Annotated in this window: 13 protein-coding genes; 8 read left to right on the top strand and 5 right to left on the bottom strand. The window is 65.6% G+C overall.

The genetic code is table 11. The features are described 5' to 3' along the window. Positions 1 to 27: 27 nt before the first annotated feature. Positions 28 to 861, bottom strand: coding sequence for a 3-methyl-2-oxobutanoate hydroxymethyltransferase (gene panB, locus AAYO93_RS08510; protein ID WP_345764549.1), 834 nt, complete (start codon positions 859 to 861; stop codon positions 28 to 30). Between the two features lie 90 nt (positions 862 to 951). Between panB and glnA (AAYO93_RS08515) the strand changes: the two genes are divergently transcribed. From glnA (AAYO93_RS08515) to AAYO93_RS08540, 6 genes are all read left to right on the top strand, one after another. After that, positions 952 to 2,289, top strand: coding sequence for a type I glutamate--ammonia ligase (gene glnA / locus AAYO93_RS08515; RefSeq protein ID WP_345764550.1), 1,338 nt, complete (start codon positions 952 to 954; stop codon positions 2,287 to 2,289). Positions 2,290 to 2,316: 27 nt separating this feature from the next. Next, positions 2,317 to 5,325, top strand: a complete 3,009-nt coding sequence (locus tag AAYO93_RS08520; RefSeq protein ID WP_345764551.1) for a bifunctional [glutamine synthetase] adenylyltransferase/[glutamine synthetase]-adenylyl-L-tyrosine phosphorylase — start codon at positions 2,317 to 2,319, stop codon at positions 5,323 to 5,325. A 430-nt stretch (positions 5,326 to 5,755) separates the two neighbouring features. Next, positions 5,756 to 7,285, top strand: a complete 1,530-nt coding sequence (locus AAYO93_RS08525) for a glycosyltransferase (RefSeq protein ID WP_345764552.1) — start codon at positions 5,756 to 5,758, stop codon at positions 7,283 to 7,285. After that, positions 7,278 to 8,747, top strand: a complete 1,470-nt coding sequence (locus AAYO93_RS08530) for a glycoside hydrolase family 26 protein (protein WP_345764553.1) — start codon at positions 7,278 to 7,280, stop codon at positions 8,745 to 8,747. Before AAYO93_RS08525 ends, AAYO93_RS08530 begins: the two co-directional genes overlap by 8 nt. 29 nt (positions 8,748 to 8,776) lie before the next feature. Continuing rightward, positions 8,777 to 10,198 carry a UDP-glucose dehydrogenase family protein gene (locus AAYO93_RS08535; RefSeq protein ID WP_434056681.1) on the top strand — a complete coding sequence of 474 codons (1,422 nt, stop codon included), beginning with the start codon at positions 8,777 to 8,779 and terminating at the stop codon, positions 10,196 to 10,198. Positions 10,199 to 10,240: 42 nt separating this feature from the next. Then, positions 10,241 to 10,684, top strand: coding sequence for a hypothetical protein (locus tag AAYO93_RS08540; RefSeq protein WP_345764555.1), 444 nt, complete (start codon positions 10,241 to 10,243; stop codon positions 10,682 to 10,684). Positions 10,685 to 10,740: 56 nt separating this feature from the next. On the opposite strand, the gene glnA (AAYO93_RS08545) is transcribed toward AAYO93_RS08540, so the two are convergent. After that, positions 10,741 to 12,165: a type I glutamate--ammonia ligase gene (gene glnA / locus AAYO93_RS08545; RefSeq protein ID WP_345764556.1), complete on the bottom strand. Its 1,425-nt coding sequence runs from the start codon at positions 12,163 to 12,165 to the stop codon at positions 10,741 to 10,743. A gap of 178 nt (positions 12,166 to 12,343) precedes the next feature. On the opposite strand from glnA (AAYO93_RS08545), the gene AAYO93_RS08550 reads away from it, so the two are divergent. Continuing rightward, the gene (locus AAYO93_RS08550) at positions 12,344 to 12,733 is read left to right on the top strand and encodes an RDD family protein (protein ID WP_345764849.1); all 390 of its coding nucleotides are present in this window, start codon (positions 12,344 to 12,346) and stop codon (positions 12,731 to 12,733) included. A gap of 16 nt (positions 12,734 to 12,749) precedes the next feature. Here AAYO93_RS08550 and AAYO93_RS08555 read toward each other — a convergent pair whose 3' ends face one another. Genes AAYO93_RS08555 through lipB form a run of 3 tightly spaced genes read right to left on the bottom strand, consistent with a single transcriptional unit; the run spans position 12,750 to position 15,140 of the window. After that, positions 12,750 to 13,454 (bottom strand): DUF4191 domain-containing protein, encoded by a 705-nt coding sequence (locus tag AAYO93_RS08555; RefSeq protein WP_345764557.1) that lies wholly within the window; start codon positions 13,452 to 13,454, stop codon positions 12,750 to 12,752. A gap of 49 nt (positions 13,455 to 13,503) precedes the next feature. Beyond that, positions 13,504 to 14,493 (bottom strand): lipoyl synthase, encoded by a 990-nt coding sequence (lipA, locus tag AAYO93_RS08560; protein ID WP_345764558.1) that lies wholly within the window; start codon positions 14,491 to 14,493, stop codon positions 13,504 to 13,506. Next, positions 14,490 to 15,140 (bottom strand): lipoyl(octanoyl) transferase LipB, encoded by a 651-nt coding sequence (lipB, locus tag AAYO93_RS08565; protein ID WP_345764559.1) that lies wholly within the window; start codon positions 15,138 to 15,140, stop codon positions 14,490 to 14,492. Before lipB ends, lipA begins: the two co-directional genes overlap by 4 nt. 177 nt (positions 15,141 to 15,317) lie before the next feature. Between lipB and AAYO93_RS08570 the strand changes: the two genes are divergently transcribed. Beyond that, positions 15,318 to 16,814, top strand: a complete 1,497-nt coding sequence (locus tag AAYO93_RS08570; RefSeq protein ID WP_345764560.1) for a protein kinase domain-containing protein — start codon at positions 15,318 to 15,320, stop codon at positions 16,812 to 16,814. Positions 16,815 to 16,816 lie beyond the last annotated feature (2 nt).

Here is a 16,816-nt window from a genome sequence, read left to right on the forward strand (position 1 = left end):
CGCTACGGTCGCCCGCGTGGTCGCGCACTACTCGTATGAGTGTTCCGGCCCGGGGTACACGCCGCGTTCGACGTCGGCTTTGAACTCTGCCGCGGCGCCGGAGAGCACGCCTTTGAGGTCCGCGTACTGCTTCACGAATTTGGGGATTCGCCCGGTGCTGAAACCGGCCCAGTCGGTCCAGACGAGCAATTGGCCGTCGACGTGGGGACCTGCGCCGACGCCGATGGTGGGGATGCGCAGCTCGGACGTGACACGTGCTGCGACCTCCGCGGGCACCATCTCCATGACGACCGCGAATGCGCCCGCCTCTTCCACGGCGTGGGCGTCGGCGAGCAGCTGCTCGGCTCCGGCGCCGCGGCCCTGGATGATGTGGCCGCCCAGGCCGTGTTCGCTCTGCGGCGTGAAGCCGATGTGCGCCATCACCGGAATGCCGGCGTCGACGATGCGGCCGATCTGCTCGGCACTGCGCACGCCGCCCTCGAGCTTGACAGCGTGGGCCCCGGTCTCCTTCATGAATCGGATGGCCGTGTGCAGCGCTTCGAGGGCACCGGTCTCGTACGACCCGAACGGCATGTCGGCGATCACGAACGCACGCTTGACAGAACCAGCCACCGCGCGAGTGAGGGGGATGAGTTCGTCGACGGTGACGGGGAGCGTCGTCTCGTAGCCGAGGACGTTGTTACCCGCAGAGTCGCCGACAAGGAGGAAGTCGATGCCCGCGGCGTCGAAGATCTGCGCCGTCAGCTGGTCGTAGCTGGTCAGCCCGGTGATCTTGATGCCCTGCTCTTTTGCGGCCTGGAAGTGTCTGGTGCGCACCCGCTTCAGATCGGGAAACGATGGACCCGGTGAGAGCTCTGACATGCGCTCAGTCTAACGATCGACGGGTGCCGCGGTTCGGCACGATTTGGGCTGCTCACCCAGTAACCTAGGAGGGCTGACGAAAGGGGCAGGATGGACAAGCAGCGCGACTTCGTTCTTCGCACGATCGAGGAACGTGGCATCAAGTTCGTGCGGCTGTGGTTCACCGACGTCGTCGGCACGCTGAAGTCCGTCGCGATCGCGCCGGCCGAGGTCGAGGGCGCATTCGCCGAGGGCCTTGGTTTCGACGGCTCGGCGATCGAGGGATTGACGCGTGCGTTCGAATCCGACCTTCTCGCGCATCCCGACCCCACGACGTTCCAGATCCTTCCCTGGCGCGGCGAGGTCGACCCGACTGCGCGCATGTTCTGCGACATCACGACTCCCGACGGTCAGCCCTCGGTGTCCGATCCGCGCAACGTGCTGAAGCGCACCCTCGAAAAGGCTGCTGACCGCGGGTTCACGTTCTACACGCATCCCGAGATCGAGTTCTACCTGCTCAAGTCGTCGCAGTTCGGTCCGGAGGGACCCGAGCCGGTGGACTCCGCAGGATATTTCGACAACGTCCCCGGGGGCACCGCTCACGACTTCCGCCGTCGTTCGGTACGGATGCTCGAAGACCTGGGGATCTCGGTCGAGTTCAGCCACCACGAAGCCGGCCCGGGCCAGAACGAGATCGACCTCCGTTACGCCGATGCGCTGACGACGGCCGACAACATCATGACCTTCCGCACGGTGATCAAGGAGGTGGCGATCGAGCAGGGCGTGTACGCGACCTTCATGCCGAAGCCGCTGTCCGGTTTCCCAGGGTCGGGGATGCACACGCACATGTCGCTCTTCGAGGGTGACACGAACGCTTTCTTCGAAGCCGGTGCGCAGTACCAGCTGTCGAAGATCGGCCGTCAGTTCATCGCGGGTCTTCTCCGGCACGCGCCTGAGATCACAGCGGTGACGAACCAGTTCGTCAACTCCTACAAGCGGCTGTGGGGCGGCGACGAGGCGCCGAGCTTCGTGTGCTGGGGCCACAACAACCGGTCCGCTCTCGTCCGTGTCCCGCTCTACAAGCCGAACAAGGGCCAGAGCTCGAGGGTCGAGTACCGCGCGATCGATTCCGCGGCCAACCCGTACCTGTCGTTCTCACTGATGCTGGCCGCAGGCCTCAAGGGCATCGAAGAAGGCTACGAGCTTCCGCCCGAGGCCGAGAACAACGTCTGGGCCCTGAGCGACACCGAACGACGTGCGCTGGGCTACAACCAGTTGCCGGCGAGCCTCGACCACGCCATCCAGCTGATGGAGGAGTCCGAACTGGTCGCCGAGACGCTCGGAGAGCAGGTATTCAACTACGTCCTGCTCAACAAGCGGCAGGAATGGCAGGCCTATCGTGCACAGGTCACCCCGTACGAGCTGCAGACGAACCTCGAAATCCTCTAGGCGCGACCCTCACCGGCAGTCCTTTCGATGACGCGCGAGCAGCTCACCCTGACGGCCCTGGCGCGAGCCGGGTTCGTCGACCTCGGCAAGGCGGGGGAGCGTCTCGAGGAGCTGTCCGATCTGTCGGCACTTCCCGCAGAGACCCTGCTGGGAAGTTTCGCGGTGTCCGCTGAACCCGATTCCGCGCTGACTGAGGCCCTCACGCTTCTCCGACGGGTGCCCGACCGGGTGAGGCCGTTCTTCGAGCGGGCGGTTGACGCACAGCGCATCCTGCGGGTCATCGGTGCATCCTCGGGTCTCGCCGAGTTCTTCGTCAGGCAGCCGGCCGAGCTGGCCTGTCTTGCAAGGCCGGTCGAGACGCTGCCGACGGCTGACGAGCTCCGGGCTGATCTCCTCGACGCTGTCGGCGCGACGGATGGACTCGCTGAACTCGTCGACGAAGAGGCGTGGACGAGACTGCGCGTGCGCTACCGGCGCCGACTCGCAGAGATCGCAAGCTACGACCTCGAACAGTCGGACCCGGTCGATGGGCTGGACGCGGTCGCAGAGACGCTGTCCGACCTCGCTGCGGCCGCCATCGAAGCATCGCTCGCCGTCGCCCGCCGTATGACGAGCGGGTCGGGACCGGGCCGTTTCCCCGAAGCCGAGGTGCGCGCCACCCGATTCGCCGTCATCGGGATGGGCAAGGCGGGCGCACGCGAACTCAACTACGTCAGTGACGTCGACGTGATCTTCGTCGCCGAGGGCGATGAGGCTGCGGGCGTGTCGTCAGGTCGAGCGGTCGATATCGCCACCCGTCTTGCCGTCGTGATGATGCGCGGCATCGATGCGCCGGCACTCGAGCCGGGGCTCTGGGAGGTCGATCCCAACCTTCGGCCGGAGGGCAAGGACGGCGCACTCGTGCGCACGTTGGAGTCGCACATCGCCTACTACGACCGCTGGGCGAAGGGCTGGGAGTTCCAGGCGCTCCTGAAGGCACGTCCGCTGGCCGGCGACCCCGGTCTCGGTGCGCGCTACATCGAGGCCCTCGCTCCCAAAGTCTGGGCGAGCGCATCCCGGGAGAACTTCGTCGAATCCGTGCAGCGGATGCGCGAACGCGTCACAGACAACATTCCGGACGACGAGGTGGAGTATCAGCTCAAACTCGGCCCAGGGGGCTTGCGCGACATCGAGTTCACCGTGCAGCTCCTCCAGCTGGTGCACGGCCAGCTCGACGACCGCGTCCGGCAGGCGGGCACCCTTCCAGCCCTTTCGGCACTGGCCGCCCAGGGGTACATCGGCCGGGGTGAGTCCGCCGACTTCTCACGCGACTACCGGACACTCCGGCTCATGGAGCACCGGCTGCAGCTTCGGTACCTGCGGCGCACCCACCTCATGCCGCGCGACGAAGGCGATGTGCGGGTACTGGCCCGCGCGACAGGACTCGCCTCCGGGGCCGTAGAGCTTGAGGATCGCTGGCTCGCGATCAAGCACCGCGTCCGCGGCCTGCACGAGCGCCTGTTCTACCGACCGCTTCTGAGCGCGGTCGCCGCTCTTCCGAACGAGGGACTCAACCTCACGAGCGCGCAGGCCGAGGCGCGACTGGCAGCGATCGGTTTCCGCGACCCACGCGGCGCCCTGGTCCACATCGGTGCGCTGACCGGCGGTGTATCCCGCCGGGCCGCCATCCAGCGCACCCTGATCCCGGTGATGCTTCAATGGTTCGCCGACGGCGCCGATCCTGACTACGGCCTTCTGACCTTCCGGCGCCTCAGTGAAGACCTCGGTTCCACCCACTGGTTCCTTCGGATGCTGCGGGATGCTTCCGGTGCGGCCCAACGTCTCACGCGCGTACTGTCGGGCTCCCGGTTCGCCGGGGAGTTGCTCGGCGGCATCCCCGAGTCGGTGGCCTGGCTGGAGTCGGAAGAGGAGCTTCGGCCCCGGCCGGCTGCACTGCTGCACGAGGAGACCCGCGCCATCCTGGCACGTCATTCCTCCGCGGAAGCCGCGGCCGCAGCGTTGAGGGCGGCGCGCAGACGTGAAGTCCTGCGTCTGGCGTTCTCCGCCATTCTGGGTTTCTGCACTGTCGACGAACTCGCATTGGGCCTGACGGACGTTACCGAGAACGTCATCTCCGGCGTTCTGGAGGCGATCCGACAGGAACGCGCTGACGGCCGCAGCATCGAATTCGCGGTGATCGGGATGGGCCGTTTCGGCGGACGCGAGCTCGGGTTCGGCTCGGACGCCGACGTCATGTACGTCTTCCGTGCGGGCGAGTCCGACCTCGACGCAGCCCACACCACGGCGAAAGCCATCGTGAGCGAACTCGGTCGTCTCACCGAGGACAACCGTCTGCCCCTCGATCTAGATATCGGGCTGCGCCCGGAGGGCAAGAACGGGCCTTCCGTGCGCTCGCTCGACTCCTATCGGGCCTACTACGAGCGCTGGTCGCTCACCTGGGAGGCGCAGGCGCTCCTGCGTGCCCGTGGCGTGGCAGGCGACACAGCATTGCTCGACGATTTCACGACGCTCGCCGACGAGGTGCGCTACCCCGCTGAGATCAGCGAGCAGGCCGTCCGCGAGGTCCGCCGCATCAAGGCACGGGTCGAGAACGAACGGCTGCCGCAGGGGGCCGACCCAACACGTCATCTCAAACTCGGACGAGGGTCCCTGAGCGATGTCGAATGGTTCGTGCAGCTCATCCAGCTCGAGCACGCGGCCGGATTCCCGGCATTGCGCACCACTTCGACGCTCGAAGCGCTGGCTGTCGCGGCCCACGCCGAGCTCGTGTCGGAGCCGGATGCGGGTCGCCTGCGAGAGGCGTGGATCTTCGCGTCGCGTGCGCGATCAGCGATGACGTTGTGGTCGAACAAGACGGCAGACGTGCTCCCCGTCGACCGTGTGCAACTCGACGGTGTCGCGCGCCTTCTCGAGTATCCGCCCGGCTCGGCCAGCGCACTCGAACAGGACTACCTCGCCGTGACGCGACGGGCGCGGGCCGTCTTCGAGCGGTCGTTCTACGGCAAGGTGGAGCGGCCCACACCATCCACCGCTTGACGCCGAGATGAACCCGATGTGTCGGCCATGTAAATTCTGGCCGGGCATCGATCGCGATCAAGAGCGCGAAGCTGAGCGTATCCGAAGGAGACTGCCGCGGCCGTCTCGTGTAACCCAGTGCCCGTGTGAACAGCCCGGTGAAACAGCATCACCGTCGCGTCAAAACCTCTCCTGAACAGGCGATACCTCGGCCACTCGCCCGATCGGGAGGTGGCAGCCGAGCGTTCACGCGGATGTCCTCACTCCGGCGGACAGACAGTCGGCTACACCCGGCCGGCGGTTCGACGATCTCGCCCGAGCCGGACCGATCGCGATGATCGCGAAGGGGTTGAAGGTCGACCTCAGCGACACCCATACTGGGGGCACCGATTCCCAACGAGTCCTCAATGATGTGGATGCCACCCCCGATTCTGCGAAAGCAGGTGCGGCCGTGTTCATCTTTCTACTCCAGATTCGCCACATGCTCGGCGGTAATCCCGAGCTCTACCTCTTCGCGGTGTACTCCGCGTTCATCTGGTTCCTGTGGCTCCTGAAGGTCGTCCTCTCGAGTCGCTACCGGCCGTATCTCGACGACTTCGCCGTCACGACGAGCGTGGTCGTGCCCGTCGTCGACGAGCCCCTGGACCTCTTCAGAGACGTGCTCGGCCGCATGGTCGAGCAGCGTCCCGGAGAGATCATCGTGGTCATCAACGGCGCCCCCAACCCCGGACTCGTCGAGGTGTGCGGCGAATTCGCGCCCCTCGTGCGCTGGGTCCACACCCCCATCCCGGGCAAGCGCAACGCCGTGATGATCGGCACGAAGCTCTCCACGGGTGAGATCACTGTGCTCGTCGACTCCGACACCGTGTGGACCACGGGAACCCTCCGGGAGCTGGTGAAGCCGTTCGCGGATTCGCGCGTCGGCGGTGTGACAACCAAACAGCGCATCCTCGAACCGGCCCGCAGCCTCATCACTCGCTGGGCCGACTGGCTCGAGAATTCGCGTGCTCTCTATTCGATGCCGGCACAGAGCGTCCTCGGACAGGTCGGATGCCTTCCAGGGCGCACGATCGCGTTCCGCCGCTCGATCATGATGCGCGTCATGGAGAAGTTCATGAATGAGAGGTTCCTCGGTGTCTTCCTCGAGGTCTCAGACGACCGGACCCTCACCAACCTCACGCTCAAGGAGGGCTACCGCACCGTGTACCAGCACACAAGTCTCGTCTACACGGATGCCCCGCTCAAGGTGAAGAAGCTCTTCAAGCAGCAACTTCGCTGGGCGCGCGGAAGTCAGTACAACACGCTGCGCATGCTTCCGTGGATGCTCAGTCATGCGCCGGTGCTCGCGTTCTTCTTCCTGACCGACATCATCCTCCCGTTCCTTCTCGCCGGGGTAATGGGCGGTTGGATCTATCGATCGCTGACGGGCCAGGGCTACAACTTCTACGAGGGCTTCCTCGCCACTTACGGCGTACAGGCAGGCGTCCTGACCGTCGTGGCCCTGATGATCGCTTCGTCGGTGATCAGCATGTCAATCCGCCAGATCAGGCACCTGTCCGAGAAGCCTACGGACTTCTTTCGGCTGCCGTTCTTCATCATCATTTCGACGTTCTTCCTGATGCCCATCCGCCTCCTCGGGTTCTTTCGAATGGCCCACGCCAGTGGGTGGGGTACCCGGGCCGGCGCATACGCGGGCGGGTCCTCCGAGACGACCCTCGGTCCGCTCGACGTCGGCGAGATGAGTGCGGCGCCGAGTTTCGGTGCCGAGGACCCCGAGCGTCCGCTGGACCGCTCGCCGGGGGACGGTTCCATCCTGGTTCGTACCGCCGCCCTACCTGTCGTCGCGGCTCCGACGGCCAGGAATGTCACCCACACCGCCCGGCGGGTCCGGAGGACGCGCCCTCACTTCAACCCGCTGGCCCTCATCCCGTACCTCATCGGTATCGCGATTCTGGCCTTGGAGGCGATGATCCTTGTCTGAAACCATCTGGTGGGCGCGAAGCAAGACCAACGCCCGTGTGACGACCGCCGCTCTGACCGTCCTCGCCCTGGTCCTGGCCTCTATCTCCTATTTCGTCTGGGCGTCTCCGTCGAGCCCGGTTCACCGGGCGGCGGTGACGGGCGCAAGCGCCATCAACCCGCTGAGCGCAGAGAACGAAGACCTCAGGAAGAAGCTGACTGTCGCGAACGTGACCATCTACGAGCAGTCCAAGAAGCTTGAGAAGGTGACCGCGGCATCCGTCGCCGCACAAGCGGCGAATGCGAAGAAGCTCGCCGTCGCCCAGCAGAAGATGATCGCCGCCGAGCAGGCGCTCGCGCGTTCGCAGTCGCACTCCTCCACGGGCGGCGCGGACCAGGCAGCCGGGAGCGGGGCCGGTCATTCAGGCAGCACGGGAGCATCGGGGGAATCCGGCACGACTGTCGCGGCGATCACCGCACCGAGCCGCGCGCAGCTCCTCGCACCGGCGAAACGCTACTTCGGCATGTACACCGAGCAGGCGCCGTTCAACTGGGCGACCTTCGACTCGACCAGCGCGAAGATCGGCGTGCAACCGAACCTCGTCGGCTACTTCAGCGGCTGGGATGAGAACTACCGCGCCAACGCCGTCACTCGCGCCTGGGCCCAGGGCCGATTGCCGATGATGACGTGGGAGTCCCGGCCGATCTCCGCGGGAAACAACTCGAACTCCGCGCCGGACTATTCGCTTCCAAAGATCATCGGCGACCCCGCCAAAGGGATCCCGGGTACGTTCGACACGTATCTCCACCAGTACGCCAAAGCAATCGTGGCTACCGGCTTGCCGCTGGCGATCAGGCTCGACCATGAGATGAACGGCACCTGGTATCCGTGGTCGGAGCTGAACGGCTCGAACAAGGCGATCAACGGAAACCGTGTCGGTGACTACGTGAAGATGTGGCGGCATGTGCACGACATCTTCCAGCAGGAGGGTGCCAACGCGCTCGTGATCTGGGTATGGGCACCGAACATCGTCAATAACCTGCAGCCCAGCTCGCACGCCAGCCAGCAGTATCTCGCGAGCCTGTACCCAGGCGACGCCTACGTCGACTGGGTGGGCCTGTCCGGCTACTTGCGCCCGCCGTATCGCGCGGGCAACAACTTCACTTTCGGCTACACGTTCGACACGAGCCTCGGTCAGCTGAGGGCGCTCACGAAGAAGCCGATCATCCTCGCCGAGGTCGGCGCCTCGGAGACCGACGGACACAAACCGACCTGGGTGAAGAGCTTCTTCGACGGCTTCGCCGACCCGAAGAACTCGGACGTCATCGGGTTCTCGTGGTTCAACCTGGCCATCACCAGCTACGTCGGGGGCGAGAGATCGACCAACGACTGGCGGATCGATTCACGATCCGATTCCCTGCAGGCATTCATCACCGGCCTGACTCGGCCCGAAGACGATTTCACACTCATACCAGCTCGGTAGGACCCGCGAAGGAGGAAAGCGACATGAGCATGACAGCAAAACGCGAGCGAACGGTCGGAGGACCAGTGGTCCCGCAGCCTCGGATCAGCGTGATCGGCACCGGCTACCTCGGCGCGACGCACGCGGCGGCAATGGCCGAACTCGGCTTCGACGTGGCCGGCGTCGACTCCGACCACCAGAAGGTCGACGCGCTCCAGCGGGGTCGCCTTCCGTTCTACGAGCCTGGTCTTCCCGAGCTCATCGCCAAGCATGTCCGCAGTGGCCGGCTGCGGTTCACCGCGGACCTTGCCGAAGCGGTCGCCCTCGCCGACGTGCATTTCATCTGCGTCGGAACGCCGCAACTCTCGACCAGCTTCGGCGCGAACCTCGGCTACGTCGAAAGCGCCGTGCGCGCTGTTGCTGCGAGCCTGACTCACGATGGTCTCATCGTCGGCAAATCGACGGTGCCGGTGGGAACTGCCGCACGGCTGAGGGAGGTAATGGCGGATGCGCTTCCCGAGGGAATTCGTGCAGAACTCGTCTGGAACCCGGAATTCCTTCGCGAGGGCAAGGCGGTCGAGGACACCCTCTCACCCGATCGCCTGGTCTTCGGCGGCACGGGAGTGGAATCCGAAGCAGAACTCCGGACGATCTACGCGCGGCCGATCGCTGACGGAACTCCTGTGCTCGTCGTCGACCTCGCGACCGCCGAACTCGTCAAGGTGAGCGCCAACGCGTTCCTGGCGACGAAGATCTCGTTCATCAACGCGATCTCCGAAGTGTGCGACGCGGCCGGTGCCGATGTCGGTCAGCTGGCGGATGCGCTGGGCCACGATCGCCGAATCGGCAGGCAGTTCCTGAACGCCGGTCTCGGCTTCGGAGGCGGCTGCCTGCCGAAGGATATCCGCGCTCTCATGCATCGCTCAGCCGAGCTCGGCGCGCACTCGGCCGGTCGTCTGCTGCAACAGGTGGACGAGATCAACATGGGCCAGCGTCAGCGGGTGATCGACCAGACCTTGGCGGCGTGCGGCGGCTCGGTCCTGAATCGCCGGGTCGGCATCCTCGGTGCTGCCTTCAAACCGTTCACCGATGATGTGCGGGATTCGCCCGCGCTCAACGTCGCCGCTGCGCTGCACCTGCGCGGGGCACAGGCCGTCGTCTTCGATCCGCAGGCGGGAGCCACCGCGCGACGGATGTTCCCGACGCTCGGGTACGCCCAGTCCACCGAGGAGGCCGTAAGCGGAGCGGATGTGGTGCTCGTTCTCACGGAGTGGCCCGAGTTCACCTCTGCGAACGCCGTCAAGCTGGGAGCACTGGTCACCTCGCGGGTAGTCATCGACGCCCGGAACTGCCTGGACGCCGAAGCGTGGAGTGCTGCAGGATGGACGGTCTACACGATGGGCCGCCTTCCTGTCGGTCCAGGCGACGGCGCGGTCGTGCCGCTCGCTGAACTCGTGGGAGTGATGCACTGACGGACTGTCGCGCGGGCTGGAACCTACGGATAGAGTGCGGACATGACTTACGTGATCTCGTTCGAGGGCAGACCCGACCACGATTCTCGCGTGGTGGACACCCTTCCGCCGCTCGTGATCTTCCCAGACGGGATGATCTACGACCCGCCGACCGATCTGCCAGTCGAGGACGCGGCGGAGACCCAGCCTGTCGCGTTCCGCTTGCGGGCGCTGGATCCGGATGCGGCAACCCCACCCGTCCTGCCGCTGGACAACGGCTCGTCGACCGAATGGAAGACGGCGGACGCCGGCTATACCCTCACACAGGTCGACGCGGACACGATGACCGTCACAGTCGCAGGGAACGCTGATTACGAAGTCCTGATCACACGCACAGGGGAGTTCTACGACATCCAGTCGAACTCCGAGGAGGGCACCTTCACCGGCACCGCCCAGAACTGGGAGGAGATCCTCGTGAACTTCCTCGGTCTTCCTCGCAAGGCCTGACAAACGCGAAGCCCCGGCCAGGACATCCTGACCGGGGCTTTTCGCGCTACTGGTGATTACACGCCGTAGTAGAGCTCGTACTCGAACGGGTGCGGACGCTGCGCGAGAGGCTTGATCTCCTTCTCGCGCTTGTAGTCGATCCACGTCTCGATGAGCTCCGGGGTGAACACGTTACCCGCGAGCAGGAAGTCGTGGTCGGCCTCGAGTGCGTCGAGCACCTCGGCGAGGGTGCCGGGCACCTGGGGGATGCTCTTGGCCTCCTCGGGCGGCAGCTCGTACAGGTCCTTGTCGACCGGCTCGTGCGGCTCGATGCGGTTCTTGATTCCGTCGAGGCCGGCCATGAGCTGGGCGGCGAAGGCGAGGTAGGGGTTGCCCGAGGCGTCCGGCGCGCGGAACTCGATGCGCTTCGCCTTCGGGTTGGTGCCCGTGATCGGGATGCGGATCGACGCCGAACGGTTGCCGGCCGAGTAGACCAGGTTGACCGGAGCCTCGAAGCCCGGAACCAGGCGGTGGTACGAGTTCACCGTCGGGTTCGTGAAGGCGAGCACCGCGGGAGCGTGCGCCAGGAGTCCGCCGATGTACCAGCGGGCGATGTCGGACAGGCCGCCATAGCCGGCCTCGTCGTAGAACAGCGGCTTGCCGTCGTTCCAGAGGGACTGGTGGGTGTGCATGCCCGAACCGTTGTCGCCGAACAGGGGCTTCGGCATGAACGTCGCCGTCTTGCCCCACTGGTTCGCCGTGTTCTTGACGATGTACTTGAACTTCAGGATGTCGTCTGCCGCGTGCACCATCGTGTCGAAGCGGTAGTTGATCTCCGCCTGACCGCCGGTGCCGACCTCGTGGTGTGCGCGCTCGAGGATGAGACCGGCGTCGATCAGCTTGAGCGAGATGTCGTCACGCAGATCGGCCTGCTTGTCGACGGGGCTGACCGGGAAGTATCCGCCCTTGTACGGAGTCTTGTTGGCGAGGTTTCCGCCCTCCTCTTCGCGTCCGGAGTTCCAAGCGCCTTCCTCGGAGTCCACCGAGTAGAAGCTCGAGTTCTGCTTCACCTCGTAGCGCACGTCGTCGAAGATGTAGAACTCGGCCTCGGGCGCGAAGAAGGCCGTGTCCGCGATCCCCGTGGAGGCCAGGTACTTCTCGGCCTTCTTGGCGACCTGGCGCGGGTCCTTCGCGTAGATCTCACCGTTGCGCGGGTTGTAGATGTCGAACACCATGATGAGGGTTCGCTCCACCCGGAACGGGTCGATGTAGGCAGTGGACACGTCGGGGATGAGCTGCATGTCGGACTCGTGGATCGACGCGAAGCCGCGGATGGACGAGCCGTCGAAAAGCTGGCCGACGGAGAAGAACTCTTCATCAACGGTTGAGGCGGGGATGTTGAAGTGCTGCTGGACACCGGGAAGGTCGGTGAAACGGATATCAAGGAACTTGACGTCAGTGTCCTTGATGAACTTGAGCACCTCGGAAGAATCACGGAACATGCGGAGGACTCCCAATGGCTTGGAACGGGACGGACCGCACCTGCGGCCCGCTCTCTGAGGGTATGGGGAGGGGGTTTCCCTGCGGTGTCGCTAATGTTTCCAACATGTTACGCGTACTCGGGGCCGGTAAACTCAGGGGGTGCCAAGCCAGAATGCCCAGCCTGCCCGCTTCGGGGATATGGCTCCCAGTCGTTATCCGGGGGAGCGCCTCGGTTTCCCAGACGAGGGACGAGGATCGATAGCCCGCCCTGGCAGGCGCATCATCGCCCTGGTGATCGACTGGGGTCTTGCGATCCTCATCGGGTGGCCGTTCTTCCACAATGACCCCTGGGCGAACCTCGGCATCTTCGTGCTCATGCAGATCGTGTTCATCCCGACCATCGGCGGCAGCATCGGTCACCGGTTGCTCGGGTTGCGGGTCGTCGCACTCAAGGGTGGATGGATCGGTGTCTGGCGGCCGATCGTGCGTACCCTGCTCCTCGCGATCGTCGTGCCGGCACTGATCTGGGATTCAGACCAGCGCGGATTCCACGACAAGATCGCCGGAACGGTGTTGCTGCGCCTGTAGCGCCGCGCAAGAAAGGTTACCGGGAGCGCTGCGGACGTACCTTGAGAGGATCGACGCCCTTCGGGATGGGCATCGGAGAGCCGAGCGAGCTCAGCCGGTTGCTGATGGCCAGAACCTCGGCCTTGGTCAGTGTCGGCTTGATTCGCGTGAGTGCACGGGGGACTTTGTGCAGCGGGACGGAGTCGGCATCGGGCCCGACGCTGATCGTGGTCACCGGCACGTTGGGCAGCACGCGAGTCACGCGGCGGCGCTCCTCATCGATCATTCGCCCCGTCCGCGACTGCGGACCTTCGCTGATGAGGACGACGCCTCCGCGGCCCACGGCGCGGTAGACCGCATCGTGCGTCTTGCCGTTGACGGCGACTGGCATCTCCGACCCGCGCCAACTCTTGCGCAGGGAACTCCGCAGCACGGCGCCGACGGCCCCGGGCTGACCCTCGATCTGCGAATAGGCCGCGCGTTCCGCTCGCCGACCCAGAATGATCAGGGCGAGCAGCACACCGGCCAGTACACCGGCGACGATCCACAGCACCATCGTGAAGACGCTGCCGTCGGACAGGAAGATCGCGAGCAGGACGCCGGCGATGATCGGGAGCGAGAATCCACCCACGATGTAGAGCAGCGCACGGGAGTCGTAGCGGCGGGTCATCTGGAACACCTGCCACATCTGCTTGAGACGGCCTGGTTCCTTCGTCGCGGACGTGTCCTTGCTGCGTGCCATAGTCTCTAGGATACCGACTCGTTCGGCCGTGCCGTGACCGTGTTCGCGTTCAGGAGACGGCCTGGGCGAAGCCGAGGGACGCATCCGCCAGATGCCTGAGGCCTTCGGGAACTTCGCGCCCCTTCGCGAGCATGGACTGCGCCCACAGACGACCCGCGCGATACGACGACCGGACCAGCGGACCTGCGAGAACACCGAGAAAGCCGATCTCCTCGGCTTCATGTTTCAGTTCGACGAATTCCTCCGGGTGCACCCAGCGGGCGACCGGCAGGTGTCGGGGGCTGGGACGCAGGTATTGGGTGATCGTGATGATGTCGGTTCCGGCGTCGTGCAGGTCCTGCAGCGCCTGGCTGACCTCGGAACGCTCCTCACCCATCCCGAGGATCAGGTTCGACTTCGTGATCAGGCCCGCGTTGCGTCCCTGGGTGATCACGTCGAGCGAGCGGTCGTAGCGGAACGCCGGCCGGATGCGCTTGAAGATGCGCGGCACCGTCTCCACGTTGTGGGCGAAGACTTCCGGATGGGCGCCGAAGACCTCGCCGAGGTATTCGGGGTTGCCCGAGAAGTCGGGAACCAGGATCTCGACTCCCGTGCCAGGGCTCTGGCGGTGGATCTCCCGGATGGTCTCCGCGTAGAGCCAGGAGCCCTCATCCGGCAGATCGTCACGCGCCACACCCGTGACGGTGGCGTACCTCAGGCTCATCTGAGCGACCGACTCAGCGACACGACGGGGCTCATCCGTGTCGTAGTCGGCGGGCTTGCCCGTGTCGATCTGGCAGAAGTCGCAGCGCCGCGTGCACTGCGAACCGCCGATCAGGAAGGTCGCTTCGCGGTCTTCCCAGCACTCGTAGATATTGGGGCAGCCGGCCTCCTGGCAGACCGTGTGGAGCTCTTCGCTCTTCACGAGCGCCTGCAGCTGGCGGAACTCGGGCCCCATTTTGGCTTTGGTCTTGATCCACTCGGGTTTGCGTTCGATGGGGGTCTCTGCGTTGCGAATCTCGAGCCGGAGCATCCGGCGTCCTTCGGGCGCTGCCGTCATGCCACGGTCTCCAGTTCTGCGTTTCCGAAGACGCGTACGAACGCGTCCGTGATGAGCGGAACGATATCGCTCGGCGTCACCGTGCGCCCGAGGACCTCGCTGATCGAGGTGACCCCGGCGTCGCGGATGCCGCACGCGACGATGTGGCCGTACGCCTCGAAACCGTTGGAGCAGTTCAGTGCGAAACCGTGCATCGTCACCCCCTCGGCGACACGGATGCCGATGGCTGCGATCTTGCGGTCCGGTCCGTCGCCGACGATCCACACTCCCGATCGTCCCTCGACACGTACCCCGGGGACGCCGAGCGTCGCGAGCACGTCGATCAGCATCCCTTCGAGGCGGCGCACGTAGTCGACGACGTCGATCGGTTCGGCGAGGTGCAGGATCGGGTAGCCGACGAGCTGCCCAGGCCCATGCCAGGTGATCTTGCCCCCACGGTCGACATCGATGACGGGCGTGCCGTCTGTCGGCCGTTCAGAGTCCTCGGTGCGCTTGCCGGCGGTGTACACCGACGGGTGCTCGAGGAGGATGACGGTGTCTGGCGCCCGGCCCGCAACGACGGCCGCGTGAAGGTCACGCTGCTGCTGAAGAGCCTCGAGATACGGCACGGAGTTGGCGCTTAGCCCCGTGGCGACGAAGTCGATCACTGCCTCAGTCTATGCGCACTTCAAGGCCGATTCGGACTAAATGGACTGAGTACAAGAATTACGTCGGCACCTTCCTTCGACGGCTCCTCCCCAGCAGGAGGTCGCTGGCATCCATCCACGGTTTCGGATGCGGACCCGTGTCCGGACCGCCGACTGCGATGCGATGGGTGGATGAGGATGCGTCGTGAACGAGAAACACTGGAGTCCAAGGCGCAACTGGAGTTGCGGGTCGACGCGGAAGCGGCCAGGGCCGGATTGCGGGTCCTCCGGGACCTCGGAGACGGCGGAACATCTCGCGTGTGCCTCGCGGTTCCGATCGACGCCGACCCCTTCGGGCCGCTCGACGCGCCACGCACCGCACTGAAGGTCGCCCGATTCTCCGGAAAGGATGCTCGTCCGACACGAGAGGACCGGGTGCTGGCTGCCGTGCGGTCGCCGCACGTCGTCGCGCTGCTCCGCACTCTCGGACCCGGATCGACGACGCTCCTGCTCGAGTACGTGGCAGGCGGAACTCTCGCGGAGCTCCTGGCGCGGAGAGAATTCGTCCGGCTGGGTGAAGCCGTGACGATCGTCGTCTCCGTGCTGCGCGCGCTCCGGGCGATTCACGGGGAAGGTTATGCCCACGGTTCGCTCTCGGCCTCGAAGGTGATGTTCGCGGCGGATGGCAGGCCTATCATCGTCGGGCTGTCGCACGCGTCATCCCTTGAGACGAAAGCCGGAGCGTCCATCATCCAGACACCGGACACCGACGGCTTTCGGGAGATCGTCCGTCTTGTCGCCCGCGCAGTCGGCGATCCGGTGATCGTCCCGGAGGCGGAGGAGTTGGCCGCGTTGGCGAAGTCCGCACTGCCCCAGGCTGCCGACTCCGCGGGCTGGGAGCAGCTCGAGGCCGACGTGTTCGCGATCGGTCGTCCGGAGCCCGTGCTGCTGGTTCCGCCGGGTGGGCCGGTGGTGCACGGCGCCGATTCGACCGCCGACGACACTCGTCAACGGGCCGAGGGCAGGCGTGAATCGGTCGGCGCCTTTCGCACCTGGCATGATCGCGTGGATGGTGCGGCAATCCGGCGTCGGCTGCGCGAGAAACGCAGGCTCGTGATCTACTCGGCAGGATGCATCGCACTCGCTGCCACGACCGTTGCCGTCGTGGTGGGTGCACCGCAGAGCAATGAGCAGTCCCGGTCGGCGCCCGCGCCGGTGTCGGGTACTTGGACGCCATTGTCGGCCGGCGAGACGCCTGGGACGGAGTCGCAACCGACTGCACCGGCCCATCCTCTGCCGACGCCCGGCGATACTGGTCACGGCACGACGGACCCGGGCCCGGACGAAGACCCTGTCGACGCCGCGGATCGGCTGTTGCGCGCGCGCCTTGCGTGCTTTTCAGCGACGCCGCTCAACGGGGATTGCCTCGATGCGCTACTCCAGCCCGGTTCGGCCATGGATGCGATCGACCGTGCCGAGCTGAGGGTGGCTGTGTCGGCCGGCGCAGCGAGCGAGCGGGACTACCGCGACTACGAGGTCTCGCTCCTGGAACGCATGGGCGATGCTGCACTTGTCGCGCTGACGCCCAGCACATCCTCGGACTCGGCTCGGAAGTCGACGCAGACCAAACCGGCCTCGCTCCTGATCGTCAGGGGCGAGGCCGGGTGGAGGCTGCGAGAGCTCTTCGAGAACTAGTC

The organism is Diaminobutyricibacter sp. McL0608 (genome assembly GCF_039613825.1).
GTDB lineage: Bacteria > Actinomycetota > Actinomycetes > Actinomycetales > Microbacteriaceae > Diaminobutyricibacter.

What these genes read in the sequence shown, in the direction of transcription:
- AAYO93_RS08540 (WP_345764555.1), top strand. Translation starts at nt 10,241, where the DNA reads ATGACTTACGTGATCTCGTTCGAGGGCAGACCCGACCACGATTCTCGC.
- panB (WP_345764549.1), bottom strand. Translation starts at nt 861, where the DNA reads ATGTCAGAGCTCTCACCGGGTCCATCGTTTCCCGATCTGAAGCGGGTG.
- lipA (WP_345764558.1), bottom strand. Translation starts at nt 14,493, where the DNA reads ATGACGGCAGCGCCCGAAGGACGCCGGATGCTCCGGCTCGAGATTCGC.
- AAYO93_RS08535 (WP_434056681.1), top strand. Translation starts at nt 8,777, where the DNA reads ATGACAGCAAAACGCGAGCGAACGGTCGGAGGACCAGTGGTCCCGCAG.
- AAYO93_RS08570 (WP_345764560.1), top strand. Translation starts at nt 15,318, where the DNA reads ATGCGTCGTGAACGAGAAACACTGGAGTCCAAGGCGCAACTGGAGTTG.
- AAYO93_RS08555 (WP_345764557.1), bottom strand. Translation starts at nt 13,454, where the DNA reads ATGGCACGCAGCAAGGACACGTCCGCGACGAAGGAACCAGGCCGTCTC.
- AAYO93_RS08520 (WP_345764551.1), top strand. Translation starts at nt 2,317, where the DNA reads ATGACGCGCGAGCAGCTCACCCTGACGGCCCTGGCGCGAGCCGGGTTC.
- AAYO93_RS08550 (WP_345764849.1), top strand. Translation starts at nt 12,344, where the DNA reads ATGGCTCCCAGTCGTTATCCGGGGGAGCGCCTCGGTTTCCCAGACGAG.
- glnA (WP_345764550.1), top strand. Translation starts at nt 952, where the DNA reads ATGGACAAGCAGCGCGACTTCGTTCTTCGCACGATCGAGGAACGTGGC.
- glnA (WP_345764556.1), bottom strand. Translation starts at nt 12,165, where the DNA reads ATGTTCCGTGATTCTTCCGAGGTGCTCAAGTTCATCAAGGACACTGAC.